The following is a 25,625-nucleotide window of genomic DNA, read 5'->3' as shown; positions in this document are numbered from 1 at the left end:
GGTTTGACGTAAACTTCACGCCTGTTTCAGCAAGGATGCGCGCATGCTACCGCTGTACTCGTATTTGATCTATCTGCTCTCCGGGCTGGCGCTGGTGGCGCTGTTCGCAGCGATCTACGTGCGGGTGACGCCGTTCGCCGAAATCGCGCTGATCCGCCAGGGCTGTCTGGCCGCGGCGCTGTCGTTCGGCGGTGCGCTGCTCGGCTTCACGCTCACCGTCGCGGCCAGCGCGGTCATCCACGCCAGCTATCCGATGTTCCTGCTCTGGGCCGCGATGGCGGCGCTGGTGCAGCTGGTCGCCTACATCGCGCTCTCGAAACTGCTGCCGAACATGAACCAGGCGCTGATCGAAAACAACGTCGCCATGGGCGCCCTGATGGGTACCGTCTCGCTGGTGGTCGGCATTCTCAACGCCGCCTGCCTCTCGTAATCCACTTCCGCAACGAACCGTTCAACGAGGTCCGACCATGTCACTGGGCTCTTTCATCAAGAAGCAGTTTATCGACATCCTGCAGTGGAACGAGGACAGCGACGGCGTGCTGGCCTGGCGTTACCCGATGGCGGATTTCGAAATCCAGTACGGCGCCAGCCTGACGGTGCGCGAGTCGCAGGCGGCGGTGTTCGTCAACGAAGGCCAGATTGCCGACGTGTTCGCCGCCGGCATGTACAAGCTGACGACGCAGACGCTGCCGGTGCTGACCTACCTGAAGAACTGGGACAAGCTGTTCGAATCCCCGTTCAAGAGCGATGTCTACTTCTTCAGCACCCGCGTCCAGCTCGGCCGCAAATGGGGCACGCCGCAGCCGATCACGATCCGCGACGCGGATTTCGGCATGGTGCGGATGCGCGCCTTCGGCATCTATTCGTACAAGCTGGTCGACCCGAAGCTGTTCTTCACCGCGATCAGCGGCACGCGCGAAGCGTATACGCGCGACGAGCTGGAAACCCAGCTGCGCAACCTCGTCGTGTCGACGATGACCAGCACGCTCGGTGCCAGCGGCATTCCCTTCCTCGACATGGCGGCCAACCAGGCGCTGATGGGGCAGAAGATCGCCGAGGCACTGGCGCCGACGTTCGCGCAGTACGGCCTCGCGCTCGACAATTTCGCGGTCGAGAACGTCTCGCTGCCGGAAGAGCTGCAGAAGGCGATCGACACCCGGATCAGCATGGGCATGGTCGGCGACCTGCAGAAGTTCACCCAGTACCAGACCGCGCAGAGCATTCCGCTGGCGGCGCAGAACGAAGGCGGTCTGGCCGGCATCGGTGCCGGGCTGGCGGCCGGTGTCGGTGTCGGTCAGGTGATGACCGACGCGATGCGTGGCGCGCTCAACCCGCAGACCGGTGTCGCAGCAGGGGCCGTGGCCGGTGCCGCGACCGCAGGCGCGGCGGCTGCGGGTGTTGCGGCCGACGATCCGCAAGCCAAGCTCGCCAAGCTCAAGGGCCTGCTCGATCAGGGGCTGATTTCGCAGGCCGACTACGACAGCGCCAAGGCCGAAGTGCTGAAGAAACTGATCGGCTGATGTATCGCGTCGCTTGCCCCTCGTGCGGTGCCGAGGTCGTCTTCCGTTCGACGATCTCGGTGATGGCCGTCTGCGAGTATTGCCGCACCGTGGTGCTGCGCGATGCCGACGCCGTGCGCGAGCAGGGCAGACTGGCCAACGTGCTCGAAGATGCATCGCCGCTGCAGATCGGCAGCAGCGGCGTCTGGCAGGGCCGGCATTTCGCGCTGGTCGGCCGGATCCAGCTGCGTTACGACGCCGGTTTCTGGAACGAGTGGTACGCGCTGTTCGACGACGGCAGTGCCGGCTGGCTGGCCGAGGCCGGCGGGCAGTACGTGTTCACGTTGGCCGTCAGCGACGCGACCGACATCCCGAATTTCGAGAACCTGCGCGTCGGCGCGATCTACCGCTACGGCGGCAATAGCTACACGATGTCTGACGTGCGCGGTGCGCGCTGCACCGGCGGCCAAGGCGAGCTGCCCTTCGTCGTCGGTGACGGCTGGGAAGCCAGGGTCGCCGATGCACGCTGCCGCGAGCGTTTCCTGACACTCGACTATTCGGACGAAAAGCCGCAGGTTTACGTCGGCACCGCCGCGCCGCTCGACACGCTGAACATGCAGCTGCTGCGCGACGACGACACCATCGTTGCCGCCGCCGGACGCCTGCGCGGCACGCCGCAGACGCTGGCCTGCCCGAGCTGTGGCAGCCCGCTCGAATTCCCGGCCGGTATCGCGACCCAGCTCGTTTGTCCGGCGTGCCATGCCGAGGTCGACTGCAGCAGCGACACCGCGACCTTGATTGCCAAACGCGGCGAACTCGCCAGGGTGGTGACGACGCTGGCGATCGGCGACGTCGGCACCATCGCCGGCCGGAAATGGACCGTGATCGGCCTGCTGCGCTGTCGCGAGGCCGACGATGTGACGTCGGTATGGACCGAATACCTGCTCTACCACCCGAGCGCCGGGCTGCAGTGGCTGGTCGAGGCGGAAGAGGGCTGGGACCAGGTCCGGGTGATGGACATCTGGCCCGAATCGGCGAGCATGGAACAGGCGGTGTACAAGGGCGAGCATTTCCGTCACCTGTACGATTACGCATCGGTCGTGACCTTCGCTGCCGGTGCGTTCAACTGGCGCGCCGCCGTCGGCGACAAGACCTGGATTTCGGACTACGAGCGCAACGGCGTCAAGCTGACGCGCGAATCGGGCGCGAAGGAAATGGGCTGGTCGCGCAGCGAGCGCGTCACGGCCCAGCTCGTCGGCCAGTGGTTCGGCAAGCCGGCGCTGGCGAACCGGCCGCGCGCCGGCATGGCGACCGGCGCGGGTATGACGGTCGGTGACCGTGAGTCGCTGCGCCGCCCGGCCATCTGGGCGATGGCGATTTTTCTGCTGATCAATCTGCCCATCCTGATCACATCGGGTTTTGACGACGACGTGATCATGGTCGGCTTTGTCGCGATGATCCTGCTGTGGATCCCGGCCAACCAGGATTTCGACGGCTGACCCATGTCCCGATTCGCATACATCGTTTACTGCCTGATCGTCATCGCCGTGTCGACGCTGATCAACCTGTCGATGACCGACGAGGGCGGGCGCAGCAGCCGCGGCTGGGGCAGTGGCGGCTATTCCGGTGGTGGCTCGTCGTACAGCGGCGGGCACAAGTGAGCGCCGCGATTGGCCAGCATCTGCTGGCCGACCTGCACGGGGTGGTCCCGGCGCTGCTGAGCGATGCGACGAGGGTCGAGTCGGCGCTGCGTGAGGCCGCGCGGGCGGCCGGTGCAACGGTGCTGTTCGGCCATGTCCATCCGTTCGGCGACGGTCTCGGCGTGACCGGCGTGCTGCTGCTGATGGAGTCGCACATCTCGATCCACACCTGGCCCGAGCACGGTTTTGCCGCTGTCGACGTGTTCATGTGCGGCGACGCCCGGCCCGAGCTGGCGCTGGCGAGCCTGGCGGCGTCCTTCACCCCGGCCCGCTGCATCCGGCGGCTGGTGCCGCGCGGTCAGCCGCCGTCACCTTGATCCCGGTCGTGGCGGTTTCGCCGCCACGACGGATAATGTCGGCATGAACGTCAGCGCGTCCCCTCTCCCGACCGAAGCCGCCTCGCAGGCTGCGCGCCGCAGCACGCTGGCCAGCGTCGTCGTCAACATCGGCCTGAGTCTTGTCCAGATCGTGGTCGGCGTGTTCGCGCATTCGCAGGCGCTGATTGCCGACGGCCTGCACTCGCTGTCGGACCTCGTGTCCGACTTCGTCGTGCTGTTCGCCAACCGTTACAGCGGCAAGGCGCCCGATGCCGACCATCAGTACGGCCACCAGCGCTATGAAAACGCCGCATCCTTTGTCATCGGCGCGATCCTGCTCGCGGTCGGTGCCGGCATGCTCTGGTCGGCGCTGCAAAAGCTGCAGACGCCGGCACTGATTCCGCAGGTGCATCTGGTCGCGCTGTGGGTCGCGCTGGGGGCGCTCGCAGCCAAGGAGCTGCTGTTCCGCTACATGCTCGCCGTGGCTCAGCGGGTGCGTTCGAGCCTGCTGGCCGCCAACGCCTGGCATGCGCGCTCGGACGCGGCGTCATCGCTGGTCGTCGCGATCGGCATCGTCGGCAATCTGGCGGGCCTGAAGCTGCTCGACCCGATCGCTGCGCTGATCGTCGGTTTCATGGTCGGCCGGATGGGCTGGACGTTCGCGTGGCGGTCGCTGCACGAGCTGATGGACCACGCCGCCGACGCCGGCGACATCGAGCGGATCCGCGCCATCGCCGCCGCGACGCCCGGGGTGCAGGGCGTGCACGATCTGCGCACGCGCAAGATGGGTGACATGATCCTCGTCGACGTGCACCTCGAGATCGACGGGTCGATCAGCGTCAGTGCCGGCCATGCGATCGCCGTTGCCGCGCGCGAGCGGATCATGGCGGCGCTGCCGGTGCTCGACGTGATGACCCATGTCGATCCGGCCGGACCGGCTACAGCAACGATGCCAGCAACCCGACGGTAAGCGTCAGGCAGAGCAGGTCGAAATGCCGTCCGCCGCGCGTATACAGGGTCGGGGCGGGCAGGGCCGCAGGCAGCGGTGCCGAGACCGACGTGATCGCCGCCGTGCTGGCGGTTTCGGCCACGATGCGGCCGTACGGATCGCTGATCGTCAGCAGGCCGTTGCGGGCGCTGCGCAGTACCGGCAAGCCGCATTCGATCCCGCGCAGCACCGCGAGGCGCGCACGCACCCAGGCGTCGACATCGAAGTCCCAGGCCGGCACGACCAGCATTCTTGCGGTCGGTGGCGCGTAGCTGCGGGTGCTGGCGGCAAAGAAGACGTCACGGCAGACCGCCAGTGCGATGCCGTTGCCGGTGATCAGGGGCGTGCTACCGGGGTGCACTCCGTCTTCGAGCCCCGGAACCAGAAAGCGCTTGGCGTAATCGCGGACCTGCCCGTCGGCGGTATAGACGCGGGCAATGTTGCGAGTCCGGTGACCGTCCGATGCTTCAAGCCCGGCGACGATGACGCTGTGACGATCTGCAGCGAGGGCGAGCAAGATCCGGTCGACCTCGCCGGTTGCCGCAAACCGTTTTTCAGGGAGTACGACCAGACCGTGTGCCGGCATACCGGTAATCGCAGAAGTGTAGGAGTCCAGCATCCGTGCATCGTCGGCGTCGCTGGCCAACAGGGTGACCGCGGGTGCTTGCTGCGGCGAGGCGCGGCGCAAGCGGGCGATCCCGTAACCAGCGAGAGCGGCCAGAGTGGCCGACGACAGGAGCAGCCCCGTCGGCGTCGCGCCAAGGCAGAGCACCCGCAGCACCTCGACCAGCCAGGCCGAGCCGAGCCCCAGCGTGAACACGACGCCATGCAGGCCGGACAGCGCGGCGATCTGCAGCAAGGGGGTGGCAGCAGCCTGACTGGTCGCCAGCGTCAGTGCGTCGCCGTGAGGCGAGACGCGTGCAATCACCGCTTCGAGCGACACGAGCGCCAGCGGCCAGGCGAAGACCGCCAGCGGTGGAGGCAGTGCGGCGGCGAGTCCCCGGGTGATCCAGCACAGCAGGGCCAGACCGGCGGCCAGCACCAGCCAGGTCGTCGCAACCGCACGTGCGGGCAGGACCAGCCGGAAAAACCGGAGATGGCCGCCGTAACCGATCAAGCCGGTCAGCAGGCCGGCAAGCGTCAGCGTCCACGGATCGAGCCACGGCAGCAACAGCAGCAAGGGGACCGGTGCGCACCAGCCGAGCCAGACGACGGGACGAAGTCCCCATGCCCGGCGGATGGCCAGACCGCTGCCCGTGGCGGCAAGCAGCGCCAGTACCGGGGAAAGCGGGTAGAGGAGGTGGTGTGGCATCGCGGCACTCGGCGGGCGGGATGCGCCATCGTGGACCCGCGACGATCAGCCTGCCTGATCGCGCTTGCGCAAGCGGATGCAAAAACGGGATGGCGTTGCCATCCCGTTTTGCTGGGGCAGAGACCGGATCAGAGACCGGCGTCGGCGCGCAGGGCTTCGGCCTTGTCGGTGCGTTCCCAGGTGAAGTCCGGCTCTTCGCGGCCGAAGTGGCCGTAGGCGGCCGTACGGGTGTACACCGGGCGCAGCAGGTCGAGCATCTGCACGATGCCCTTCGGGCGCAGGTCGAAGTGGCGCTCGATCAGTTTGACGATCTGCTCGTTCGACAGCTTCGACGTGCCCCAGGTATCGACCATGATCGACACCGGCTTCGAAACGCCGATCGCGTACGACACCTGCACCATGCACTGCTTGGCAATGCCGGCGGCGACGATGTTCTTCGCGACGTAGCGGCCGGCGTAGGCGGCCGAGCGGTCGACCTTGGACGGATCCTTGCCGGAGAACGCGCCACCGCCGTGCGGTGCTGCGCCGCCGTAGGTGTCGACGATGATCTTGCGGCCGGTCAGGCCGCAGTCACCCATCGGGCCGCCGATGACGAAACGGCCGGTCGGGTTGACGAGGTACTTCGGGTTCTGCAGCCACTCGGACGGCATCACCGGCTTGATGATTTCCTCGATCACGGCTTCGGACAGCTGGGCGTGCGAGACATCCGGGTGATGCTGGGTCGACAGCACGATGGTGTCGACGCCGATGACGGCACCGGTTTCCGCGTCGTACTTCAGCGTGACCTGCGACTTGGCGTCCGGGCGCAGCCACGGCAGGCGGCCGTCCTTGCGCAGTTCGGACTGGCGCTGTACCAGACGGTGCGCGTAGTAGATCGACGCAGGCATCAGCTGCGGTGTTTCGTCGCAGGCGTAACCGAACATCAGGCCCTGGTCGCCGGCACCCTGGTCCAGGTCGAGGCCGGCCCCCTCGTCGACACCCTGGGCGATGTCCGGGCTCTGCTTGTCGTAGGCCACCAGCACGGCGCAGGTCTTGTAGTCGAAGCCGATGTCGCTGTGGTCGTAGCCGATGCGCTTGATCGTGTCGCGCGCGATCTGGATGTAGTCGATATTGGCGGTGGTGGTGATCTCGCCGGCGAGCACGACGAGGCCGGTGTTGACCAGCGTTTCGGCGGCGACACGGGCGTGCTTGTCCTGCGTCAGGATCGCGTCGAGGATCGAGTCGGAGATCTGGTCGGCGACCTTATCGGGATGGCCTTCAGAGACCGATTCGGATGTAAACAGGAATTCTTTCATGGGCCTCTGGGCTCCTAAGTCATGTCGGGCATGCAGCAAAGCCGATAAAATCGTTGCTGCAGATCATCAATGGACATTACATGCTGCTGAAATTGCTTCGCCCTCTTGCCTGGCTGCCTTTGTGGTTTTTTCACGGCATCGGCATGGTGGCCGGCTGGCTGGCCTGGGCGGCGGATTCGACGTACCGGCGGCGACTGGCGGAAAACCTGCGCCAGTCCGGGCTTTCGAAAAATGACAGACATTATAACCGATTACTTCGGTCAAGTATTGTGCAGCACGGCATGGCCGGCGCCGAGATGCTGGTGCACTGGTTGCGGCCGGCCGAGAAGGTTGCGCAGCTGGTGGTCGAGCGCCGCGGCTGGGACCATGTCGAGACCGCGCTCGCAAATCCCAAGCCCATCCTGTTCGTTTCGCCCCATCTGGGCGCGATCGAGGCCTGCGGCATCCATCTGGCAATGCGCATCCCGCGCCAGCTCGCCGCCTTGTACCGTCCACCGAAGATCAAGGTGCTCGAACCCTTGATGCTGGCATCGCGCGACCGGGAGAACGGCCTGGCCGCGCCGGCCAACGCCAAGGGCGTGCGGCTGCTGCTGAAGACGCTCAAGGCCGGCCAGACCGCGTACATGCTGCCTGATCAGGCGCCGGGCGCCGGTGACGGCGTGTGGGCGCCGTTCTTCGGCCAGCCGGCGTACACGATGACCCTGTTGCCGAAGCTGGCGCGCCAGTTCGATGCCACGGTGCTGATGTGTTTTGCCGAACGGCTGACCTGGGGGCGCGGCTACCGCATGCATGTCGTGCCGTTGCCGGCACTGAGCGGTGAACCGGTTGCGGATGCGACCACCGTCAACGCGGCGATCGAGGACCTGATCGCGCGTGCGCCGGCGCAATACCTGTGGAGCTACAACCGCTACAAGCGGCCGGCAGGTGCGCCGAAGCCGGGAGAGGAGAACGCATGAGCGAGCCGACCACCTGGCACACGCTGTCGCTGCCCGCCAAATTGCTGGCGGTACTGTTCTGGCTGCTGCGCTGGCTGCCGATGCCGCTGATCCGTCTCAAGGGCGCCGTGCTTGGCGAACTGATGTACTGGCTGATCCCGGGCCGGCGCAAGGTCGGGCTGATCAACCTGCGCCTGTGCTTCCCGGACTGGCCGGAAGCGCGCCGTCGCGCCACGCTGCGCGAGCACTACCGGGTGTTCTGTACCTGCCTGCTGGCCTACGGCAAGCTCTGGTTCGGCCCGGAAAAGCTGGTCCGCAATCTGGTCCGGCGCGAGGGTTACGAGCACTATCTGGCGGTGAAGGACCAGCCGGTGATCCTGCTGGCGCCGCACTTTCTGGGGCTCGACTACGGCGGCATCCTGCACACCGCGGACCACTGGGGGGCCAGCGTCTATACGTCGACGCACGACAATCCGTTCGACCAGCTGCTGCGGCTGGGGCGGTCGCGTTTCGGTGCGCCGCTCCTGATCCGTCGCAACGACGGCATCCGGCCCATCGTCAAGGCGCTGAAGCAGGGCGCGCCGCTGTACTACCTGCCGGACCAGGATCTCGGCCGCAAGGAGTCGATCTTCGTGCCGTTCTTCGGCATCCAGACCGCGACGGTCCCGGGCCTGCCGCGACTGGCGCAGCTCGGCAAGGCTGTGGTCGTGCCGATGGTGACCACGCTCGAAGGCAATCATTTCGTCACGCGTTATTACCCGGCCTGGACCGATTATCCCGGTGACGATGTCGAGGCCGATACCCGCCGGATGAACGCCTTCATCGAGCAGCGCATCCGCGACTTCCCGGCGCAGTACTACTGGCTGCACCGGCGCTTCAAGACCCGGCCGCGCGGCGAGCCCGACCTGTACGGCCGCAAGGGCCCGCAGGACTGAGCGCAACGAATGCCCCAAGGGCACTTCCTGCCGGGCGCAAATCCTGCTGGCTGCGTTGTGCTTGCTTGCCGTACCTGGTTGTACTGTCTGCGCTTCGCACGCCTTGCCTGTACCGCTGCGCCGGATTTTGTTCGCATGCCCTGCATGCTGTATTGCTGACTGATGTGACTGAGCCGCCACGGTCGGAGCGACCGCCGTCTGTCCGGTCGACGAACGCGTTATGCTGTCTTCCTTGTTCAGAGGAGAGGCAGCATGACAAAAGCAAACAAGACGGCGCTGGTGATCGGTGGCGGCGCACCGAACATGCCGCTGATGGCCGGCGCGCTGTGCGCGATGCTGCGGCAGCGGGTCGGTTTCGACGTGATCTCGACCTCGGGTGCCGGCGCGCTGGTCGGTCTGCTGTACGCTGCGCCCAAAGCGGCCTCGCCGATCGCCGCGCTCGCGGGCATGGTCGAGATGGGCATTTCCGATGCGCTGTACCGCGCTTTTCCGGTCAACTTCAAGGTCTTCAACAAGCCGGGCCAGCTCGCCGAACTGTTCCGCGAGGGATTGAAGGCCTCGCCGTATGCGCAGATGGTCGAGCGGATGGCCGACGTCAGTCCGGGTTTCCGGCTCTGGAGCGACTGGCAGCAACTGCTGTGGGCGACGGCGACGCCGAGCGATCTGAGCGCCGACAGTCTGGGCCTGTGCGCGCACGTGCCCTTCGTCGAGGATGTCGTCGATTTCAACCGCTTGCGCTCGTATGAAAAGCCGATCTACCTGAATGCTTACAACGTCGACCGGCACGAGATGGCGCAATGGCGCGGTCAGGAGATCGACGTGGCGCATTTCCGCGCTGCGCTGTCCTTTCCCTTCCTGTATCCGCCGACCGAAATCGACGGTGAACGCTATATCGAAGGTGCGGCGCTCGACACGCTGAATTTCAAGGCGCTGATCGGCGACGACGCCAGCGATCCGGACATCGACACCATCGTCGTGTTCGACGTGCTCGGGGCCGACCGGCTGCTGCGCGCACCGCGCGACCTCTACGACGCCTGGGTGATGTCGATCATCACGCCGCTGACCGAAATCGCCAAGGACGACCTGAAGCTGTTCGAACTGGTGCACAACCGCAATGCCGACGGCAGCGAGAAGCGCGCGCTGCTGCGGGTGCCGCTGTTGTCGCCGGATCTGCCGGCCGAACGCTGGGAGCGGATGTTCGACTGGTCGTATTCGAACATGCACACACTGTTCCGCATCGGCTTCGACGCCGGGCTGGGCTTCTGCCGGGAGCATGCGGTGCGGCTGGGTATCGATTACGACGACAGCGTGCCGTCGTTGCCGGAGGACTGGACGCTGGCCGATGTCGAAGGCGATGGCCAGCGCGTCACGCGGCAGGCGGCCGAGCAGCACTTGCGCGCCTGAAGCGCCTGATCCGTTTCAGTCGGTGAGCGAGCCAAAGCAGTTTGCCGTCGCCCGAAGCGCAGGAACCGGAATGGACATGTGGTCCATGAGGACGACCCGAAGGTAGCCCCTTGCGGGGTTCCGAGCGCCGGACGGCGGCAAAATGTGCAGGCGTAGCCACCGAATGAACTGGATTTCAGCTGCCGGCGATGAAGGTGCGTACCCCCGAACCGATGAACTGGATGCCGACGCAGATCAGCACGAACCCCATCAGCCGGGCCATCACCTCCTGGCCGGAGCGGCCCAGCCGCTCGGAAATCATCGTCGACGAGCGCAGCGTCATCCACATCACCAGGCTGGAGACCGCGATCGCGGCCAGCGTCAGCGCGAACGTCACCGCCTTGCCGGTCAATGTCGGTTTTTCGACGATTTCGGTCGACAGGCCGATGACGACGGCGATCGTCCCCGGGCCGGCGATCGCCGGCATCGCCAGCGGGAAGAAGGCGTAGTCGTTGCGGTTGCGCGTCCCGGCCGCTTTGGGTGCCATGCCCGGGTCCTGCAGGTGGTAGAGCATCCGGTATCCGAGCAGGCCGATGACGATGCCGCCGGCAACCCGCAGCGCGCCGTAGGAGATGCCGAAGACCGAGAGGATGACGTTGCCGGCGATCAGGCACACCGTCATGATCAGGAAGGCGATCCAGCTGGCGCGGATGGCCTGGTGCTGGCGGCGCGGTTCGCTCATGTTCTGCGTCAGCGAAATGAACATCGGGATTTTCGACAGCGGATTGGTCATCGTGACCAGGCTGATCAGCGCGCCGAAGAAGAACTGCCAGTGCAACTGCATGACCGGACTCGCGGGAGTGAGCTGACTGCATGATAGGGCGGTCCGCGACGACTGGCAGCCGGGGCAAACTACCTATTGCTTTGCATCAAGCCGTCAGCGCCGCATCAGGACGATCAGTCCGTCACCGAGCGGCAGGAAGGCGTGGGAAACGCGTTCGTCGTCGCGCAGCGCGGTGTTGAGGTCGCGGATGACGCCCGCGCCCGGCGCTTCGTCGTCGCGCACCGTGACCACGTCGCCACCGAGCAGCATGTTGTCGAGCAGGATCAGCCCGCCGGGTCGCACCAGCTGCAGCGCACGCGCGTAGTAGTCCGGATACGCGGGCTTGTCGGCGTCGATCAGCATGCAGTCGAATTGCCCGGCCTGGCCGTCCGCCAGCAGCGCGTCGAGCGTGCGCAGTGCCGGCTGCAGCACCAGCTCGATCCGTCCGGCGACGCCGGCGGCCTCCCAGTGCGTGCGGGCGATGCGCGTGAAGGTGTCGCTGACATCGCAGGCGGTGACATGTCCGGCTTCGCCCATCGCCAGTGCCGCGGCAAGCGCGCTGTAGCCGGTGAAGGTGCCGACTTCGAGATAGCGGCGTGCACCGATCAGCTGCAACAGCAGCATCAGCAATTGCCCCTGTTCGGGGGCGAGTTGCATCTTGGCCAACCGGTGTCCGGACGTGGCCTCGCGCAGCCGGGCCAGCGGCGCCGGCTCGCGCTGCATTGCGGTGACATAGCCGGCCAGTGCCGGGTCGAGCGACAGCGTCTGCCGGGTCATGCGCCGGGAGTCACGAATCCAGCTGAACGGCCAGCGCGCGCAGCTCGTCCGAGTCGCTGGTGTCGCACATCGCCTCGATCAGCGGCGCCAGTGCGGCGACGTCGGTACCCAGCACCTGCTGCTTCACCTTCAGCAACTGGGTCGGCAGCATCGAGAAACGCCGCAGGCCGAGCCCGAGCAGCAGTCGGGTCAACGCCGGGTCGCCGGCCATTTCGCCGCACATCGATACCGGCTTGCCGACGGCGTTGGCGGTGTCGATGATCAGCGACAGCAGCTTGACCACGGCCGGGTGCAGCGGGTCGTACAGGTGCGAGACGGTGTCATCGTTGCGGTCGACCGCCAGCGAGTACTGGATCAGGTCGTTGGTACCGATCGAGATGAAGTCGAGGTGCTTGAGCAGGCCGCGCACCGTCAGTGCGGCCGCCGGGACCTCGATCATGCCGCCGAGCTCGATCTCTTGGTCGAAGGCGACGCCCTCGGCACGCAACTGCGCCTTCACTTCCTCGAGATGGCGCCGGGTCTGCCTGACTTCGGCGATCGTCGAAATCATCGGGATCAGCAGCTTGATCTTGCCGAAGGCCGACGCCCGCAGCAGCGCCCTCAGCTGGATGCGGAACATCGACGGCTCGGCCATGCACAGCCGGATGCCGGTGAGCCCGAGCGCCGGGTTCGGTGCATCGGTGTCTTCCTGCCAGGTGGCGATCTTGTCCTTGCCGAGGTCGACCGTACGGATGATGACCGGCATGCCGGCCATGTTCTGCGCGACCGTCTTGTACGCCTCGAACTGTTCCTCTTCGCTCGGCAGCGTCTCTTCCTTGAGGAACAGGAATTCGGAGCGGAACAGGCCGATCCCGGTGGCGCCGTTGGTCAACGCCAGCCCGGTGTCTTCGGGCAGCTCGATATTGGCGAACAGTTCGACTTCGACGCCGTCGCGCGTTACCGGCACGCTGGCGCGGATGTCCTGCAGCGCCGACTGCTTCTGCAGCCATTCCTGCTGGCGGGTCCGGTATTCGGTGAGGATCAGCTCGTCCGGATCGACGATGACGAAGCCGTTGACGCCGTCGACGATCAGCATCTCGCCTTCGCGGATCAGCCCGCGTGCGTGCTTGAGCGCCAGCACCGACGGCAGGTCGAGGCTGCGGGCGAGAATGGCTGTGTGCGAGGTCGGGCCGCCGACGTCGGTGATGAAGGCGACGTAGCTGGTGTCCTTGAACAGCACCATGTCGGCCGGACTGAGGTCGTGTGCGACGAGGATGCTGTCCCGCGCTTGCGAGACCAGCAGGTGCGCGGCCGGATCGTGGCCGGCCAGCGCCTTGAAGATCCGTTCGGCGACCTGGATCACGTCGGTGCGCCGCTCGCGCAGGTATTCCTCTTCGATCTCGTCGAACTGTGCCAGCAAGGTGTCGAGCTGCTGCTTCAGCGCCCACTCGGCGTTGCAGCGCTGCGTCTCGATCAGCTCGCGCGGCTCCTTCGACAGGGTGTGGTCGTTCAGCAACATCAGGTGCAGCGACAGGAAGGCGCCCAGCTCGGTCGGGGCGTTCTCGGGGATGCTGCCCCAGAGCATTTCCAGCTCCTTGCGGGTCAGCCGGATCGCGTCGTCGAAGCGGGCCAGCTCGGCCGGCACCTGTGCGTCGTCGAGCAGGTACTGGGCGATCTCGATGTCGGTGTGCGACATCAGGTGGGCGTGACCGATGGCGATGCCACCGCCGATGCCGATGCCGTGTAGCGTGAGGCTCATGCTCGTCTCCAGCAGGCGGTTTATTCGCCCTCGCCGAACTTGTCGGCGATCAGCTCGGTCAGCGCGGTCATGGCTTCCATCTCGTCGGGGCCATTGCTGGTTTCCAGCGTCACGGTACTGCCCTTGGCGGCAGCGAGCATCATCACGCCCATGATCGACTTGGCATTGACGCGGCGGGCATTGCGGGTAATCCAGACTTCACACTGGAAACGGCTGGCAAGCTGGGTGAGCTTGCTGGAGGCGCGGGCATGCAGCCCGAGCTTGTTGACGATGAGCACGTCCTGAACCGGCATTTTTTCTTGCTCTCCTTGGGGGTCAGTGCGATTCGGGCAACATGTAGAGCACGCCTTCGAGGCCGCCGGTGATCGCCTTGCTGACGACGACTTCGAGGGGCTGGTGGCAGTAGGTGAGCGCGCGGACCAGCATCGGCAGGTTGACGCCGGCGACGGCTTCGATGCGGCCGGGCGTGATCAGCCGGTTGGCGACATTGGACGGCGTGCCGCCGTAGATGTCGGTCAGCAGCAGAACGCCCGAGCCGTCGTCGAGCTGTTCGATGATTTCGCGCGCGCGCAGTACGACGGTATCCGGATCGTCGGCCTTGCTGACTGCGAGCTGGGCCAGATTGGGCAGGGGGCGCCCCATGATGTGCTGGGCGCAGGCGTACAGGGCGTCGCCGAGCGTCACGTGGGTCACGATGATGATGCCGATCATGCGGAGCTGCTTCCTATCTTGGCGTCAGGCCGGACAATCCGATGTTATAACCCAAATCGGCATGCTGCCGCGATAGGGCCGGCCCGAATCAGCGCAGCCGGTACAGGTGCGGCGGTTTGACCAGCCAGTTGAGGCGGGCCTGCAGTTCCGGCGTGACATAGACGCTGCCGTCGCTGGCGACGATCAGCACGTCGCTGATGCCGAAGCGCTGCGCATAGTGGCGCGCGGTGGCAATGCCGCCGATGAAGACCGGTTTGGTCGCCACGTCCGAGATCGTCCCGGCGTCGCGCGACGCCGGCGCCAGCACCGTTGCGGCCTGCATCGTCTGCGCCGGCGCCCCGGTCCGCGGGTCGATCAGGTGGCTGTAGCGTTTGCCGTCCTTGAGGAAGTAACGCTGGTAGTCGCCCGAAGTGCCGATCGCCTCGCCGTCGCGCAAGGCCAGCGTCGCCATCGCCTGCGGTTCGCGCGGGTGCTGCAGGCCGATCGTCCACGGCGCATCGCCCTTCTTGCCGAGCGCGAGCACGTTGCCGCCGATGTTCAGCAGCGCGTTGTAGATCCGGTTCTTGCGCAGGTAGGCCGCTTCGCGGTCGAGCGCCCAGCCTTTGGCGAAGCCGCCAAGGTCGAGTGCGACGCCGGGATTGCGGCTGGCGACGACGCCGCCCTCAAGAAAGTCGACGTCGGCGAGCGACGGTTTGCGCTCGAGCAGCAGCGCCAGCGTGACCGGATCGGGGGTGACCGGCGAGAAGGTGTCGCGATGGAAGCCCCAGGCGGTGATCAGACCGCCGATGGCCGGATTGAACAGCCCGTCCGAGCGCGCTTCAAAGTCCCTGGCCTGCCTGAGGAGGGCGATCAGCTCGGCATCGGCCTCGCCGGGTTCGCCGCGGCCGAAGTGCGCGTTCAGCCGGGTGATTTCGGACGGCTGCCAAGCGTGCAGCTTGGCGTTGAGCCGGTCGAGGTCGGCCAGTACCGCGCCGGCGTGCCGGGCTGCGGTGTCGTGCGGCAGCCCCCAGATCGAAATCTCGACCCGGGTCCCGAAGACATAGCCTTCCTGCGTGTAGAGCGGGTCTTCGCCGCAGCCGCCGAGCAGCAGCGTGGCTGCCAGCAAGGCGAGTGCGGCGAGGCGGCGCATCAGCCGGCGACCCGCCGTTCGAGTGCGTCGATGAACAGCGCGCCGACGTCGATGCCACTCTGGTCGCTGATTTCGCGGAAGCAGGTCGGGCTGGTGACGTTGATCTCGGTGACATGCTTGCCGATCACGTCGAGACCAACGAGCAGCAGCCCCTGCGCCGCAAGCTTGGGGCCGAGCGCTTCGGCGATCTCGCGGTCGTGGCCCGAGAGCGGCCGGGCGACGCCGGTGCCGCCGACAGCGAGGTTGCCGCGGGTTTCGCCTTCCTTGGGAATGCGTGCCAGACACCAGTCGACCGGCTTGCCGTCGATCAGCAGGATGCGCTTGTCACCGTCCTTGATCGCCGGCAGGTAGCGCTGCGCCATGATGGTGCGGCGGCCGTTGTCGGTCAGCGTTTCGATGATGCTGCCGATGTTCGGATCCTCGCGGCGCAACCGGAAGATGCCCATGCCGCCCATGCCGTCGAGCGGCTTGAGGATGATGTCGTGCTGGTCGGCCAGAAACGCGCGCAGGTCGTCGTCGCGCTGGGTGACCAGCGTATCGATGGTGAACTCGGGGTGCTTGAGGATTGCGAGCTTTTCGTTGTAGTCGCGCAGCGTCTGGCCGGGATTGAACACCCGTGCACCCTGCGTTTCGGCCAGACTCAGCAGGTGCGTGTTGTACAGGTACTGCTGGTCGAACGGCGGATCCTTGCGCATGATCACTGCGTCGAATTCGCTCAGCCGCGCACGCACGGCTTCGCCCGAAACGAACCAGTGCTTGTATTCCTGGGTTGCGGAGAACGTGAACGGCTGTGCGGTGATCTCGACGTGACCGCGACTGACGCGCAGGTCGTCGGCGAGCGCGGTGTGGATTTCATAACCGCGCCGTGCCGCCTCGCGCAGCATCACGTAGGTCGAATCCTTGTGGATCTTGAACCCGGCGAGCGGATCGGCAATGACGAGCAGGCGCATGCTGGTTTCCTTTCAGACGGCGATAGCGACGGCGACTTCGGGAGCCGTGGTTTCCAGTTCGTGGGCGGCGGCGAGCAAGGCCAGCCGCGCGACGACGCCGTAGGCATAGAAGCGGTTGGCGGTGCAGTCGGGCGAGCCGTCGCAATCCGGGGTCGACAGCGCCTGGGCAAATGCCAGCGGCACGAAATGCGCGCCCGGTGCGTTGAGGTTCTCGTCGATGCCGCGTTCGGTATGCACGCGGTAGAAACCGCCGATGACGAAGCGGTCGAGCATGTAGACCACCGGTTCGGCGATCGCGTCGTCGATCTGCTCGAAGGTCGGCACGCCTTCCTGGACGATGACGTCGTGGACCTGCAGGCCTTCCTTGATCACCGACATCTTGTTGCGTGCCTTGCGGTTCAGGCCCAGCAGCTCTTCGCCCGACTTCACGCTCATGATGCCCATGCCGTAGGTGCCGGCATCGGCCTTGACGATGACGAACGGTGTCTGGTCGATGCCGTGCTCGGCGTACTTGGCGCGGATCTTCGCCAGCATCTCGTCGACGGCCGCAGCCAGCCGGTCCTCGCCTTCACGGGCCTGGAAGTCCAGGCCGCCGACACGGGCGAAGTAGGGGTTGATCACCCACGGATCGATGCCGATCAGCCTGGCGAATTCGTCGACGACGCGGTCGTACTCGGCGAAGTGCGCGGTCTTGCGCCGGGTGTACCAGCCGGCGTGCAGCGGCGGCAGCAGGGTCTGTTCGATGCCCTGCAGGATCGCCGGTACACCGGCCGACAGGTCGTTGTTCAGCAGCACCACACAGGGGTCGAAGTCGGCCAGGCCGATCCGGTCACCCTTGCGCACCAGCGGTTCGAGCACGATGCCGCTGCCGTTGGCGAGCTCGAACACCGTCGGTTCGGTGATTTCGGGGTTGAGCGTGCCGATGCGCACCTTCAACCCGGCCTGGCGCAGGATCTTGGCCAGCGCGGCGACGTTCTGCAGGTAGAACTGGTTGCGGGTATGGTTTTCCGGGATCAGCAGCAGGCGCTTGGCGTCGGGGCAGAAGCTCTCGAGCGCGCTCATCGCCGCCTGCACTGCCAGCGGGTGGAAATCGGGGTTCAGGTTGTTGAAGCCGCCGGGGTAGAGGTTCATGTCGACCGGGGCGAGCTTGTAGCCGGCGTTGCGCAGGTCGACCGAGCCGTAGAACGGCGGCGTGTACTCCTGCCACTGATTGCGGAACCAGTGTTCGATTTCGGACTGGGATTCGAGGATGCGGCGCTCGAGTTCCTGAAGCGGGCCGCTCAGCGCGGTCGTGAGGTGGGGGACGCTCATTGCGGCGACGAGTCCTGTGCAAGCATCATTCAGATGCCAGCATATGGGGACATTGATCGCAGAATCAACCACCCGTCGGTCATCCCGGCCGCCATCGGGGTGCTTGCCCCATCGTTCAGGGCCGGCGAGCCGGTCCGGCCTGCCGCGTGCGGCGGGTGGAGGCCGCCGCCGTCCGCTCGCGGATGCGGCCGGAGGTCGTTGCGACGTTCTCCGGTGGCGCCTTGCCCCCGCCCGCCGGCGCCTTCAGCGCCTGCGCGTAGAAACACAACGGGTCCATGACCTGCCGGGTCTTCGGTGTCTCCCAGCTGCAGGCGCTGATGCCGTGCAGCCCGGTACAGGACATGCCGCGGCGATCACGCCGGGATTACAGCCAGCCCTTGCGCTTGAAGAACCAGTAAGGGGCGATGCCCGAGAGGATCATCAGCGCGATCGCGAACGGGTAGCCGAGCTCCCAGTTCAGCTCGGGCATCATCTGGAAGTTCATCCCGTAGGTCGACGCGATCACTGTCGGCGGCAGGAACACGACCGCGGCGATCGAGAAGATCTTGATGATCTTGCTCTGCGCCAGATTGATCAGCCCCATCACCGCGTCCATCAGGAAGTTGATCTTGTCGAACAGGAAGGCGGTGTGGTTGTTCAGCGATTCAAGGTCACGCAGGATCTCGCGCAGGTCGGTTTCCTGCTCGTGGTTGAGCGAGCGGCTGCGCAGCAGGAAGGACAGCGAGCGGCGGGTATCCATCAGGTCCAGCCGCACCTTGCCGTTGATGTCTTCCTGCTGGGCGATGTCGGACACCGTTTCGGCCATGCCCTCGTCGTTGAGCGCGTCGCTGCCCTTGAGCACGCGGGCGCTGACGCTCTCGAGCCGGGTGTAGACGCCTTCGAGCACGTCGGCGTCGTATTCGACCGCGACCGCATAGATGCCGAGCAGCACGTCCTCGGCATTTTCGACAAAGCCCGGCTGGACGCGTGCGCGCAGCCGGAACAGCCGGAACACCGCGAGTTCTTCCTGACGCATCGTCAGCAGGCGGCCGCGGTTGAGCAGGAAGGACACGGTGACGTTGGCCGCGCCTTCGCTGTCCTGGTGCAGGAAGTAGGAATTGAGGTGCAGGCCGGCGTGGTCGACATAGCAGCGCGCCGATTCCTCGATGTCCTCGAGATCTTCGTCCTCGGGCAGCTCGTAACGGAACACCGATTCGACCAGATCGCGTTCGGCATCGGACGGATCGACGAGGTCGACCCAGAACACTTCGGGGCGGGCGAGGTCGGCCGCGGACTCGATCGGAACCTGGATCAGGCGGCCTTGCGACAGTACGAAAGCAGACAGCACGGCGGCTCCCTCCGGTTGAATCGACAAGCCGCGCGATTATAAGCGTACTGGCGCAGCTGCATGGCGTTTTCGCCTGCGTGCCGGCGTGGAAAAAGTGCGGCTGCGCGGCCGCGCCGACGCGTCGGCCGGCCTCGGCAGGACGGGACATGCCGATCTGCTACACTCGGCGCGCGGATTCCCGGACTACTGTCGCATGAGTAACGTCAGCCGAAAGACACAGGAAAATTTTCAGGAAACGCTGCAGCAGATCGAACGGCTGCTGCAACGGCACCGGCTGATCGAGGGCATGGTGCACAAGCAGTCGATGGCCAAGCACGATCTGGTCGAACAGCTGGTGCACAAGCAGAACCTCGCCGAGCTGTCGCTCAGGCTCGACCGGCTGCACCCGGCCGACATCGCCAAGGTGCTCGAGGCGCTGCCGCGCGCCGACCGGCTGACGGTGTGGGAGCTGGTGCGCGCCGAACGCGACGGCGAGATCCTGCTCGAAGTCTCCGACGCGGTGCGCGAGTCGCTGCTCGAGGGCATGGACAGCGGCGAGATCATCGCCGCTGCCGGCACGCTTGACGCCGACGACCTCGCCGATCTCGCGCCCGACCTGCCCGAGCACGTGCTGTCCGAAGTCATGGGCGCACTCGAACCGGCCGAGCGCGCGCAGGTGCAGAGCGCGCTGTCCTACCGCGACGACGAGGTCGGCTCGGTGATGGACTTCGACATGGTGACGATCCGCGCCGACGTCAGTCTGGCGGCGGTGCTCCGTTATCTGCGCCGCTTTGCCGCGCTGCCGGAGAACACCGACAAGCTCTTCGTCGTCGACCGCGAACGCACGCTGCTCGGCGTGCTGTCGCTGGAAAAACTGCTGCTCAATCCGCCACGTCGCCAGGTCGGCGAGGTGATGGCGCGCGACGTCGTCAGCTTCAGCCCGGACAACCGCGTCGACGATGCGGTCAACGCCTTCGACCGCTACGACCTCGTGTCGGCGCCGGTGCTCGACGCCAACCGCCGGGTGATCGCGCGACTGACCGTCGACGACATGCTCGACGCGGTGCGCGAGGACTCCGAATCGCTGTCGCTGGCCGGCCTCAAGGACGAGGACCTGTTCTCGAGCATCTGGAAGTCGGCGCAGAACCGCTGGCCGTGGCTGGCGGTGAACATCTGCACCGCCTTTCTCGCCAGCCGGGTGATCGGCGCGTTCGAGGCGACGATCGCCCACCTCGTCGCGCTCGCCACGCTGATGCCCATCGTCTCGGGCATCGGCGGCAATACCGGCACGCAGACGATCACGCTGATCATCCGCGGCCTGGCGCTCGGCCACATCACGCCCGGCAATTCGGCGCGGCTGATCGTCAAGGAGCTCGGCATCGCGCTGCTCAACGGCGTGGTCTGGGGCGGCGTGCTCGGCCTGATCGCGTTCGCGCTGTACGGCCAGTGGGCGCTGGGTGCGGTGATGATGGCGGCGATGGTGCTCAACCTGCAGGTGGCGGCGCTGGTCGGCATCCTCGTCCCGATCACGATGCAGAAACTCGGCCGCGATCCGGCCTACGGGTCGAGCGTGCTGCTCACCGCAATGACCGACAGCATGGGCTTCTTCATTTTCCTCGGGCTGGCGACAGTCTTCCTGACCTGATCGCCGTCCCGGAACGGCGCAGCCGGTAATAAGACCGGGAACGCCCGCGCGAAGCGCCGGGTCATCCAGAGGATGAGCCGCGATGACCGAGGGAGGAAGCATGGCCGATAGCGCCGTCTGGCAATGGATGCAGACGATCTACCGCAACGACACGTGGGTCTACGAGGTGTTCGCCGTCGTCCTCGTCACCGTGTTTGCCAACGCGCTGGTCCGGCTTGCGCTGACCCGACTGACCACCCGGCTGGCGCAGCGCACGCAGACCTACTGGGACGATGCACTGATCGGTGCCGCACAGCGGCCGCTGGCGTGGCTGGTGTGGGTGCTGGGCCTGTCGGTGGCGGCCGGTCTGGCCGAACCGCATGCGGTGTCCGAGGTGTTCCAGTACGTGCCGCCATTGCGGGTGCTGGCGGTGATCGTGCTGATCAGCTGGTTCCTGGTCGGCTTCATCGACCGCGCCGCGCAGGCGCTGCTGGCCAGCCGGCCCGGCGCCGATCCGACCACGACGATGGCGGTGAGCCGGCTGCTGCGCGTGTCGGTACTGGTGACGGCGTCACTGGTCGCACTGCAGTCGCTGGGGTTTTCGATCTCGGGCGTGCTGGCGTTCGGCGGCGTCGGCGGGATCGCGGTCGGCTTTGCCGCCAAGGACCTGCTGGCCAATTTCTTCGGCGGCGTGATGATCCATCTGGACCGGCCGTTCGGCGTCGGCGACTGGGTCCGCTCGCCCGACCGCGACATCGAGGGCGTGGTCGAGGAGATCGGCTGGCGGCTGACGACGATCCGCACCTTTGACAAGCGGCCGCTGTACGTGCCCAATTCGGCCTTCGCGACCATCAGTGTCGAGAACCCGTCGCGCATGAGCCATCGCCGCATCCGTGAAACGATCGGCCTGCGCTATGACGATATCGACGTGGTACCGGCGCTGCTCGACGACGTCCGCGCGATGCTGATCGCGCATGCGGACATCGACGACAGCCAGACGCTGATGGTCAATTTCGATACTTTCGGCGAATCGTCGCTGCAGTTCTTCGTCTACTGTTTCACGCACACGACCAACTGGGTCGAGTTCCATCGCGTCAAGCAGGCGGTGCTGGTCGACATCATGGCCATCATTGCCCGGCATGGCGCGCGCGTGGCGCAGCCGACCCGGCGGCTGCAGCTCGATCCCGCCGCACCGGCCACCCCTGATGACCACACCCCAACAACTGCTCGCTGATGCCCGACTCGATGCCGTCGATGCCCGCGTGCTGCTGCAGCATGCGCTGCAGGTCAGCCGCGCGTGGCTGATCGGCCACGGCGACGACGTGCTGCCGGCGGAACGGATCGCCGCGTTCGAGGCGCTGGCGGCACGACGCCGCAACGGCGAGCCGGTGGCGTATCTGGTCGGCGCACGCGAATTCTACGGCCGCGATTTTGCCGTCAGCCCGGCCGTGCTGATCCCGCGCCCGGAAACCGAGCTGCTGGTCGAACTGGCGCTCGAACGTGCCGGGCAGGGCGTGCGCGTCGTCGATCTCGGCACCGGCTCGGGCTGCATTCCGGTGACGCTGAAGCTCGAACGCCCCGACCTCGACGTCAGCGCCGTCGACATCAGCGATGATGCACTGGCAGTGGCACGGGGTAACGCGACGACGCTCGGCGCGAGCGTCATGTTTCACCCGTCGGACTGGTACACCGCGCTGGCGGGGCAGAGCTTCGGCCTCATCGTCTCGAACCCGCCGTACATCGTCGCCGGCGATGCGCATCTGGCACAGGGCGATTTGCGCTTCGAGCCGCAGGGTGCGCTGACCGATTTTGCCGACGGCCTCAAGCACATCCGCAGCATCGTCGCAGGTGCGGGTGAGCATCTGGTGTCGGGCGGCTGGCTGCTGTTCGAGCACGGCTTCGATCAGGGCCCGGCGAGCCGGTCGCTGCTGGCCGAAGCCGGTTTCGTCGAGGTGCAGACGTGGACCGATCTGGCCGGGCTCGACCGGGTCAGCGGCGGTCGTCTTGCCTGAGCGCGAGCCGAGACCGTAAAATATCCGAGTAAATCAATCGACCTTTGTCGCCACCGACCGGTCGATCCCAACGTCGACCCTAAGAGATTGCCATGAGCGTACAAGACACCATCCGCCAGACCGTGACCAGCAACCCGGTCGTGCTCTACATGAAGGGCACCCCGCAATTCCCGATGTGCGGTTTCTCCGCCGGCGCCGTGCAGATACTCAAGAACTGCGGCGTGTCGTTCGCCGCGGTGAACGTGCTCGAGGACCCGGAAGTCCGCCAGGGCATCAAGGAATTCGCCAACTGGCCGACGATTCCGCAGCTCTACGTCAAGGGCGAGTTCGTCGGTGGTTCGGACATCATGAAAGAGCTGTTCGCCTCGGGCGAACTGCAGAAGATGCTCGAAGGCATCGAAGGCTGAGCGAAAAGTCGGTCAACAAAAAACCCGCCAGCCGGCGGGTTTTTTCATGGGCACGGAACGGCGGCATCAGCCGTTGTCGATCGCCCACGGTTTGCCGGCTTCCTGCTTGTAATCGGTGCCCCGATGCGCCGCGATCCAGTCGGCCGCCGACGCGAGCTGGGTGTCGCTGAGCTTGATCGCGGCATCCTGCAGCACCGGCGGGCGGGTGACGAGCTCGTGCCGTGCGATGTTCAGCAGGCCGACCGCAAGCAGGGTGGCGACAGTGATGCCGGCGAGCGGGGCAAGCGCGCTGCCGAGGCGCTGGGTAGTCGTGTTCATGCCGACGATGATCGCGTAAGGCAAGGCGAAAAGCCCGGCAGTTTTGCCGTTTCGTGGCGCGTGAAAAATGACGTCGGTCTAACGCGGCAGGCGGTCGCCGAAGTTGACCAGCGCAACGCCGACAACAACCAGCAGGGCGCCGAGCAGCCGCCAGCTGCCGACCTCGCGCAACGGCATGCCGAGCAGACCGAAGCGGTCGAACAGCAGCGACGCGCAGACCTGGCCGGCGATGATCAGCGAAATCATCGCCGCGACGCCGATGCGCGGGGCGATCAGCGTCGAGCCGAACACGAAGAAGGCCCCGAGCACGCCACCGCCGAGCTGCCAGGCGCTGGCCTGCGACAGGTTGGCGAGTCCGGCCCAGCGCTGGCCGGTGAGCAGCGCGGCCAGGCCCAGCGTCACCGTACCGACACCGAACGACACCAGCGCCGCCAGCACCGTGCTGCCGCCGATCAGCAGCCTGACATGATTGTTGACGGCCGCCTGCAGCGGAATGACAAGTCCGATCGCCGTCGCCAGCAGGAAATACACCAGTTGCATGATGGCCCTCCTTTCCCATACTTTAACGAGCACCCCGCAACGCGGGCGCCATTGATTTTCATCCGCTCAGTACGGTTTGGGCCATTTTGATCAGGAGGGCAACAATGTCGGGCAAATACGAACTCAAACTGGCCAAGGACGGCCAGCACATGTTCAACCTCAAGGCCGCCAACGGCCAGGTGATTCTGACCAGCGAGCTGTACCGCTCCAAGGCGGCGGCCGAGAACGGCATCGAGTCGGTCAAGACCAACTCGCCGCTGGACGAGCGCTACGAGCGCCGCGAGAACAAGAACGGCGAACCGTACTTCATCCTCAAGGCGGCCAACCATCAGGAAATCGGCCGCAGCGAGTACTACAGCAGCAAGGCCGCGATGGAAAACGGCATCGAGTCGGTCAAGAAGAACGGCCCGGATTCGCCGACCGTCGAAGTCTGACCGGACATCCGCCCGAAGAAAAAGCGCCGCATTGCGGCGCTTTTGTTTTACGGCAGGGCATCTGCCGCCGTTTGCGTACCGACGGCATCCGGCGGCGGACAGGGATCGCGGAAAGTGAACGCATCCGGTGTCGGACCGAGCCGCTGCAGCAAGGCCAGCTTCCCGGCCGCTTCGGCCAGTGTCGGCACGTGACCGGCGGGAACCCACCACAGCACCATGTAGGCATCAGCCATCCTGGCGAACCACTCGCGCCGGCGCTTGAAGATCTGCGCGTGGTCCGAGCGGTAGACGTAGTCGTGCAGGGCGTCGATGCCCTTCCAGACCGACATGTTGACGATGACGTCGTCGCCGAAGTGGCGGATCGCGGTGGCGTCGCCACCTTCGTCCTTCAGCCGCCACACGAAGCCCGGTGTCGCTTCGGCCAGCGCGTTGATCCGGTCGAGCGCGTCGACGAAGCCGGCGAGCTGGGGCGAATCGAGCGGGGCCAGCAGTGTGGCGATGTTGAGTTGGGCAAGCTGGTACGTCGACACGGTCTCTCCGAAAGCGGGGGGGAGCAGCAAACTTAGCTGCTGGCCCGGGCGGCCTGCAAGGTGGCGATGTCGATTTTGGTCATCGTCATCAGCGCCTGCATCGCCCGGCCGGCGGCGGCCGGATCGTCGCCGCCGAGCAGCGCGGCGATGTCGCGCGGCACCACCTGCCAGGTGACGCCGAATCGGTCGGTCAGCCAGCCGCATTGCTGGATCCGGCCGCCGTCGCCGAGGGCCGCCCAGTAGCGGTCGATGTCGGCCTGATCATCGCAATGGATGACGAAGGACGTGGCCGGCGAAAAGGTGTACTGCGGGCCGCCGTTGAGCGCGGTGAAGCGCTGGCCGTCGAGCTCGAAGCCGACCGTCAGTGCCGTACCCGCCGGGAAGTGCATGCCTTCGCCGTAACGCAGCGTTTCGGTGATGCGCGAGTCCGGGAAGACCGACACGTAGAACTCGGCCGCAGCCTCGGCGTTGCCGTCGAACCACAGGAAGGGGGTGATCGTGTGCATCGTACGTCTCCTGATACCGATCGCGCCGGGCGCGCGTTACCCGGCTTAGCGCATCAGCGGCGGCTTGCCTGCAGCGGCCGACCGGTGGCCGGCCCCGGCCGGTTACCGACGCTGCAATGCGTTTGTCATGCCTGCGTCGCCGGCG

General features: G+C 66.1%; 30 protein-coding genes. 14 read left to right on the top strand and 16 right to left on the bottom strand.

Annotated features, from left to right (window positions below; genetic code table 11):
* The first annotated feature begins 43 nt into the window (after positions 1-43).
* Genes IE097_RS16120 through IE097_RS16095 form a run of 6 tightly spaced genes read left to right on the top strand, consistent with a single transcriptional unit; the run spans position 44 to position 4,486 of the window.
* Positions 44-430, top strand: coding sequence for a DUF350 domain-containing protein (locus tag IE097_RS16120; RefSeq protein ID WP_189461888.1), 387 nt, complete (start codon positions 44-46; stop codon positions 428-430).
* 43 nt (positions 431-473) lie between these two features.
* A complete protein-coding gene (locus tag IE097_RS16115) occupies positions 474-1,520 on the top strand; it encodes an SPFH domain-containing protein (RefSeq protein ID WP_229797640.1) in 1,047 nt (348 codons plus the stop codon).
* Positions 1,520-2,998 carry a DUF4178 domain-containing protein gene (locus tag IE097_RS16110; protein WP_189461886.1) on the top strand — a complete coding sequence of 493 codons (1,479 nt, stop codon included), beginning with the start codon at positions 1,520-1,522 and terminating at the stop codon, positions 2,996-2,998. Before IE097_RS16115 ends, IE097_RS16110 begins: the two co-directional genes overlap by 1 nt.
* 3 nt (positions 2,999-3,001) lie before the next feature.
* Positions 3,002-3,160 (top strand): hypothetical protein, encoded by a 159-nt coding sequence (locus tag IE097_RS16105; RefSeq protein WP_189461885.1) that lies wholly within the window; start codon positions 3,002-3,004, stop codon positions 3,158-3,160.
* A complete protein-coding gene (gene speD, locus IE097_RS16100; protein WP_189461884.1) occupies positions 3,157-3,516 on the top strand; it encodes an adenosylmethionine decarboxylase in 360 nt (119 codons plus the stop codon). The genes IE097_RS16105 and speD overlap by 4 nt, the downstream gene beginning before the upstream one ends.
* Before the next feature lie 43 nt (positions 3,517-3,559).
* Positions 3,560-4,486 (top strand): cation diffusion facilitator family transporter, encoded by a 927-nt coding sequence (locus IE097_RS16095; protein WP_189461883.1) that lies wholly within the window; start codon positions 3,560-3,562, stop codon positions 4,484-4,486.
* On the opposite strand, the gene IE097_RS16090 is transcribed toward IE097_RS16095, so the two are convergent.
* Both IE097_RS16090 and metK read right to left on the bottom strand, forming a co-directional pair.
* The gene (locus IE097_RS16090; RefSeq protein ID WP_189461882.1) at positions 4,455-5,816 is read right to left on the bottom strand and encodes a hypothetical protein; all 1,362 of its coding nucleotides are present in this window, start codon (positions 5,814-5,816) and stop codon (positions 4,455-4,457) included. The genes IE097_RS16095 and IE097_RS16090 overlap by 32 nt on opposite strands.
* A 128-nt stretch (positions 5,817-5,944) precedes the next feature.
* Positions 5,945-7,111, bottom strand: a complete 1,167-nt coding sequence (gene metK / locus IE097_RS16085; protein WP_189461881.1) for a methionine adenosyltransferase — start codon at positions 7,109-7,111, stop codon at positions 5,945-5,947.
* Positions 7,112-7,191: 80 nt separating this feature from the next.
* Between metK and IE097_RS16080 the strand changes: the two genes are divergently transcribed.
* The 3 genes from IE097_RS16080 (at position 7,192) to IE097_RS16070 (ending at position 10,385) form a co-directional block, all read left to right on the top strand.
* On the top strand, positions 7,192-8,067 hold the full coding sequence (locus tag IE097_RS16080) for a lysophospholipid acyltransferase family protein (RefSeq protein WP_189461880.1): 876 nt from the start codon (positions 7,192-7,194) through the stop codon (positions 8,065-8,067).
* A complete protein-coding gene (locus tag IE097_RS16075) occupies positions 8,064-8,981 on the top strand; it encodes an LpxL/LpxP family acyltransferase (RefSeq protein WP_189461879.1) in 918 nt (305 codons plus the stop codon). The genes IE097_RS16080 and IE097_RS16075 overlap by 4 nt, the downstream gene beginning before the upstream one ends.
* 252 nt (positions 8,982-9,233) lie before the next feature.
* Positions 9,234-10,385 carry a patatin-like phospholipase family protein gene (locus IE097_RS16070; RefSeq protein WP_189461878.1) on the top strand — a complete coding sequence of 384 codons (1,152 nt, stop codon included), beginning with the start codon at positions 9,234-9,236 and terminating at the stop codon, positions 10,383-10,385.
* Positions 10,386-10,560: 175 nt separating this feature from the next.
* Here IE097_RS16070 and IE097_RS16065 read toward each other — a convergent pair whose 3' ends face one another.
* From IE097_RS16065 to corA, 10 genes are all read right to left on the bottom strand, one after another.
* Positions 10,561-11,208 carry a MarC family NAAT transporter gene (locus IE097_RS16065; RefSeq protein ID WP_189461877.1) on the bottom strand — a complete coding sequence of 216 codons (648 nt, stop codon included), beginning with the start codon at positions 11,206-11,208 and terminating at the stop codon, positions 10,561-10,563.
* A gap of 93 nt (positions 11,209-11,301) precedes the next feature.
* Entirely contained in the window at positions 11,302-11,964 is a 663-nt protein-coding gene (locus tag IE097_RS16060; protein WP_189461876.1) for an O-methyltransferase, read from the bottom strand.
* Positions 11,965-11,974: 10 nt separating this feature from the next.
* Positions 11,975-13,702, bottom strand: coding sequence for a phosphoenolpyruvate--protein phosphotransferase (ptsP, locus tag IE097_RS16055; protein WP_189461875.1), 1,728 nt, complete (start codon positions 13,700-13,702; stop codon positions 11,975-11,977).
* A 20-nt stretch (positions 13,703-13,722) separates the two neighbouring features.
* Positions 13,723-13,995 (bottom strand): HPr family phosphocarrier protein, encoded by a 273-nt coding sequence (locus IE097_RS16050; protein ID WP_189461874.1) that lies wholly within the window; start codon positions 13,993-13,995, stop codon positions 13,723-13,725.
* Positions 13,996-14,017: 22 nt separating this feature from the next.
* Positions 14,018-14,413 (bottom strand): PTS sugar transporter subunit IIA, encoded by a 396-nt coding sequence (locus tag IE097_RS16045; protein WP_189461873.1) that lies wholly within the window; start codon positions 14,411-14,413, stop codon positions 14,018-14,020.
* A gap of 88 nt (positions 14,414-14,501) precedes the next feature.
* The gene (locus tag IE097_RS16040; RefSeq protein ID WP_189461872.1) at positions 14,502-15,542 is read right to left on the bottom strand and encodes an FAD:protein FMN transferase; all 1,041 of its coding nucleotides are present in this window, start codon (positions 15,540-15,542) and stop codon (positions 14,502-14,504) included.
* Positions 15,542-16,492 (bottom strand): glutathione synthase, encoded by a 951-nt coding sequence (gshB, locus tag IE097_RS16035; protein ID WP_189461871.1) that lies wholly within the window; start codon positions 16,490-16,492, stop codon positions 15,542-15,544. The genes IE097_RS16040 and gshB overlap by 1 nt, the downstream gene beginning before the upstream one ends.
* 12 nt (positions 16,493-16,504) lie before the next feature.
* Positions 16,505-17,803: a glutamate--cysteine ligase gene (gshA, locus tag IE097_RS16030; protein ID WP_189461870.1), complete on the bottom strand. Its 1,299-nt coding sequence runs from the start codon at positions 17,801-17,803 to the stop codon at positions 16,505-16,507.
* 115 nt (positions 17,804-17,918) lie between these two features.
* Positions 17,919-18,146: a hypothetical protein gene (locus tag IE097_RS16025; protein WP_189461869.1), complete on the bottom strand. Its 228-nt coding sequence runs from the start codon at positions 18,144-18,146 to the stop codon at positions 17,919-17,921.
* Positions 18,147-18,167: 21 nt separating this feature from the next.
* Positions 18,168-19,130, bottom strand: a complete 963-nt coding sequence (corA, locus tag IE097_RS16020) for a magnesium/cobalt transporter CorA (RefSeq protein ID WP_189461868.1) — start codon at positions 19,128-19,130, stop codon at positions 18,168-18,170.
* 193 nt (positions 19,131-19,323) lie between these two features.
* On the opposite strand from corA, the gene mgtE reads away from it, so the two are divergent.
* The 4 genes from mgtE to grxD all read left to right on the top strand — a co-directional run bounded on the left by mgtE (position 19,324) and on the right by grxD (position 23,152).
* Entirely contained in the window at positions 19,324-20,754 is a 1,431-nt protein-coding gene (gene mgtE, locus IE097_RS16015) for a magnesium transporter (protein WP_189461867.1), read from the top strand.
* 100 nt (positions 20,755-20,854) lie between these two features.
* Positions 20,855-21,967, top strand: a complete 1,113-nt coding sequence (locus IE097_RS16010) for a mechanosensitive ion channel family protein (protein ID WP_189461866.1) — start codon at positions 20,855-20,857, stop codon at positions 21,965-21,967.
* Positions 21,939-22,745 (top strand): peptide chain release factor N(5)-glutamine methyltransferase, encoded by an 807-nt coding sequence (gene prmC / locus IE097_RS16005; protein ID WP_189461865.1) that lies wholly within the window; start codon positions 21,939-21,941, stop codon positions 22,743-22,745. The genes IE097_RS16010 and prmC overlap by 29 nt, the downstream gene beginning before the upstream one ends.
* Before the next feature lie 92 nt (positions 22,746-22,837).
* Positions 22,838-23,152, top strand: coding sequence for a Grx4 family monothiol glutaredoxin (grxD, locus tag IE097_RS16000; RefSeq protein WP_189461864.1), 315 nt, complete (start codon positions 22,838-22,840; stop codon positions 23,150-23,152).
* Positions 23,153-23,218: 66 nt separating this feature from the next.
* Here grxD and IE097_RS15995 read toward each other — a convergent pair whose 3' ends face one another.
* Both IE097_RS15995 and IE097_RS15990 read right to left on the bottom strand, forming a co-directional pair.
* Positions 23,219-23,470 carry a hypothetical protein gene (locus IE097_RS15995; protein WP_189461863.1) on the bottom strand — a complete coding sequence of 84 codons (252 nt, stop codon included), beginning with the start codon at positions 23,468-23,470 and terminating at the stop codon, positions 23,219-23,221.
* A gap of 78 nt (positions 23,471-23,548) precedes the next feature.
* A complete protein-coding gene (locus tag IE097_RS15990) occupies positions 23,549-24,010 on the bottom strand; it encodes a DMT family transporter (protein ID WP_189461862.1) in 462 nt (153 codons plus the stop codon).
* 104 nt (positions 24,011-24,114) lie between these two features.
* Between IE097_RS15990 and IE097_RS15985 the strand changes: the two genes are divergently transcribed.
* Entirely contained in the window at positions 24,115-24,444 is a 330-nt protein-coding gene (locus IE097_RS15985) for a YegP family protein (RefSeq protein WP_189461861.1), read from the top strand.
* A gap of 47 nt (positions 24,445-24,491) precedes the next feature.
* Here the strand turns inward: IE097_RS15985 and IE097_RS15980 are convergent, their stop codons facing one another.
* A complete protein-coding gene (locus tag IE097_RS15980; RefSeq protein ID WP_189461860.1) occupies positions 24,492-24,974 on the bottom strand; it encodes a DUF3291 domain-containing protein in 483 nt (160 codons plus the stop codon).
* 32 nt (positions 24,975-25,006) lie between these two features.
* Positions 25,007-25,480 carry a VOC family protein gene (locus IE097_RS15975; RefSeq protein ID WP_189461859.1) on the bottom strand — a complete coding sequence of 158 codons (474 nt, stop codon included), beginning with the start codon at positions 25,478-25,480 and terminating at the stop codon, positions 25,007-25,009.
* Positions 25,481-25,625: the final 145 nt, after the last annotated feature.

Source organism: Jeongeupia chitinilytica (genome assembly GCF_014652315.1).
In the GTDB taxonomy this organism is placed as follows: Bacteria; Pseudomonadota; Gammaproteobacteria; order Burkholderiales; family Chitinibacteraceae; genus Jeongeupia; species Jeongeupia chitinilytica.
Note: the sequence above shows the minus strand (reverse complement) of the source record. Positions and strands in the feature narration are given on the sequence as shown.

Excerpts from the sequence above, each read along its gene's own strand:
- IE097_RS16025 (WP_189461869.1), bottom strand. The coding sequence starts at position 18,146 with ATGTCCTGTACCGGGCTGCACGGCATCAGCGCCTGCAGCTGGGAGACA.
- metK (WP_189461881.1), bottom strand. The coding sequence starts at position 7,111 with ATGAAAGAATTCCTGTTTACATCCGAATCGGTCTCTGAAGGCCATCCC.
- IE097_RS16120 (WP_189461888.1), top strand. The coding sequence starts at position 44 with ATGCTACCGCTGTACTCGTATTTGATCTATCTGCTCTCCGGGCTGGCG.
- IE097_RS16050 (WP_189461874.1), bottom strand. The coding sequence starts at position 13,995 with ATGCCGGTTCAGGACGTGCTCATCGTCAACAAGCTCGGGCTGCATGCC.
- IE097_RS16105 (WP_189461885.1), top strand. The coding sequence starts at position 3,002 with ATGTCCCGATTCGCATACATCGTTTACTGCCTGATCGTCATCGCCGTG.
- IE097_RS16070 (WP_189461878.1), top strand. The coding sequence starts at position 9,234 with ATGACAAAAGCAAACAAGACGGCGCTGGTGATCGGTGGCGGCGCACCG.
- IE097_RS16040 (WP_189461872.1), bottom strand. The coding sequence starts at position 15,542 with ATGCGCCGCCTCGCCGCACTCGCCTTGCTGGCAGCCACGCTGCTGCTC.
- IE097_RS15975 (WP_189461859.1), bottom strand. The coding sequence starts at position 25,480 with ATGCACACGATCACCCCCTTCCTGTGGTTCGACGGCAACGCCGAGGCT.
- IE097_RS16065 (WP_189461877.1), bottom strand. The coding sequence starts at position 11,208 with ATGCAGTTGCACTGGCAGTTCTTCTTCGGCGCGCTGATCAGCCTGGTC.
- mgtE (WP_189461867.1), top strand. The coding sequence starts at position 19,324 with ATGAGTAACGTCAGCCGAAAGACACAGGAAAATTTTCAGGAAACGCTG.
- IE097_RS15990 (WP_189461862.1), bottom strand. The coding sequence starts at position 24,010 with ATGCAACTGGTGTATTTCCTGCTGGCGACGGCGATCGGACTTGTCATT.
- IE097_RS15995 (WP_189461863.1), bottom strand. The coding sequence starts at position 23,470 with ATGAACACGACTACCCAGCGCCTCGGCAGCGCGCTTGCCCCGCTCGCC.
- IE097_RS16090 (WP_189461882.1), bottom strand. The coding sequence starts at position 5,816 with ATGCCACACCACCTCCTCTACCCGCTTTCCCCGGTACTGGCGCTGCTT.
- IE097_RS15985 (WP_189461861.1), top strand. The coding sequence starts at position 24,115 with ATGTCGGGCAAATACGAACTCAAACTGGCCAAGGACGGCCAGCACATG.
- IE097_RS16080 (WP_189461880.1), top strand. The coding sequence starts at position 7,192 with ATGCTGCTGAAATTGCTTCGCCCTCTTGCCTGGCTGCCTTTGTGGTTT.
- gshA (WP_189461870.1), bottom strand. The coding sequence starts at position 17,803 with ATGAGCGTCCCCCACCTCACGACCGCGCTGAGCGGCCCGCTTCAGGAA.
- ptsP (WP_189461875.1), bottom strand. The coding sequence starts at position 13,702 with ATGAGCCTCACGCTACACGGCATCGGCATCGGCGGTGGCATCGCCATC.
- gshB (WP_189461871.1), bottom strand. The coding sequence starts at position 16,492 with ATGCGCCTGCTCGTCATTGCCGATCCGCTCGCCGGGTTCAAGATCCAC.
- grxD (WP_189461864.1), top strand. The coding sequence starts at position 22,838 with ATGAGCGTACAAGACACCATCCGCCAGACCGTGACCAGCAACCCGGTC.
- IE097_RS16045 (WP_189461873.1), bottom strand. The coding sequence starts at position 14,413 with ATGATCGGCATCATCATCGTGACCCACGTGACGCTCGGCGACGCCCTG.
- IE097_RS16075 (WP_189461879.1), top strand. The coding sequence starts at position 8,064 with ATGAGCGAGCCGACCACCTGGCACACGCTGTCGCTGCCCGCCAAATTG.
- IE097_RS16110 (WP_189461886.1), top strand. The coding sequence starts at position 1,520 with ATGTATCGCGTCGCTTGCCCCTCGTGCGGTGCCGAGGTCGTCTTCCGT.
- IE097_RS16010 (WP_189461866.1), top strand. The coding sequence starts at position 20,855 with ATGGCCGATAGCGCCGTCTGGCAATGGATGCAGACGATCTACCGCAAC.
- IE097_RS16095 (WP_189461883.1), top strand. The coding sequence starts at position 3,560 with ATGAACGTCAGCGCGTCCCCTCTCCCGACCGAAGCCGCCTCGCAGGCT.
- IE097_RS16060 (WP_189461876.1), bottom strand. The coding sequence starts at position 11,964 with ATGACCCGGCAGACGCTGTCGCTCGACCCGGCACTGGCCGGCTATGTC.
- prmC (WP_189461865.1), top strand. The coding sequence starts at position 21,939 with ATGACCACACCCCAACAACTGCTCGCTGATGCCCGACTCGATGCCGTC.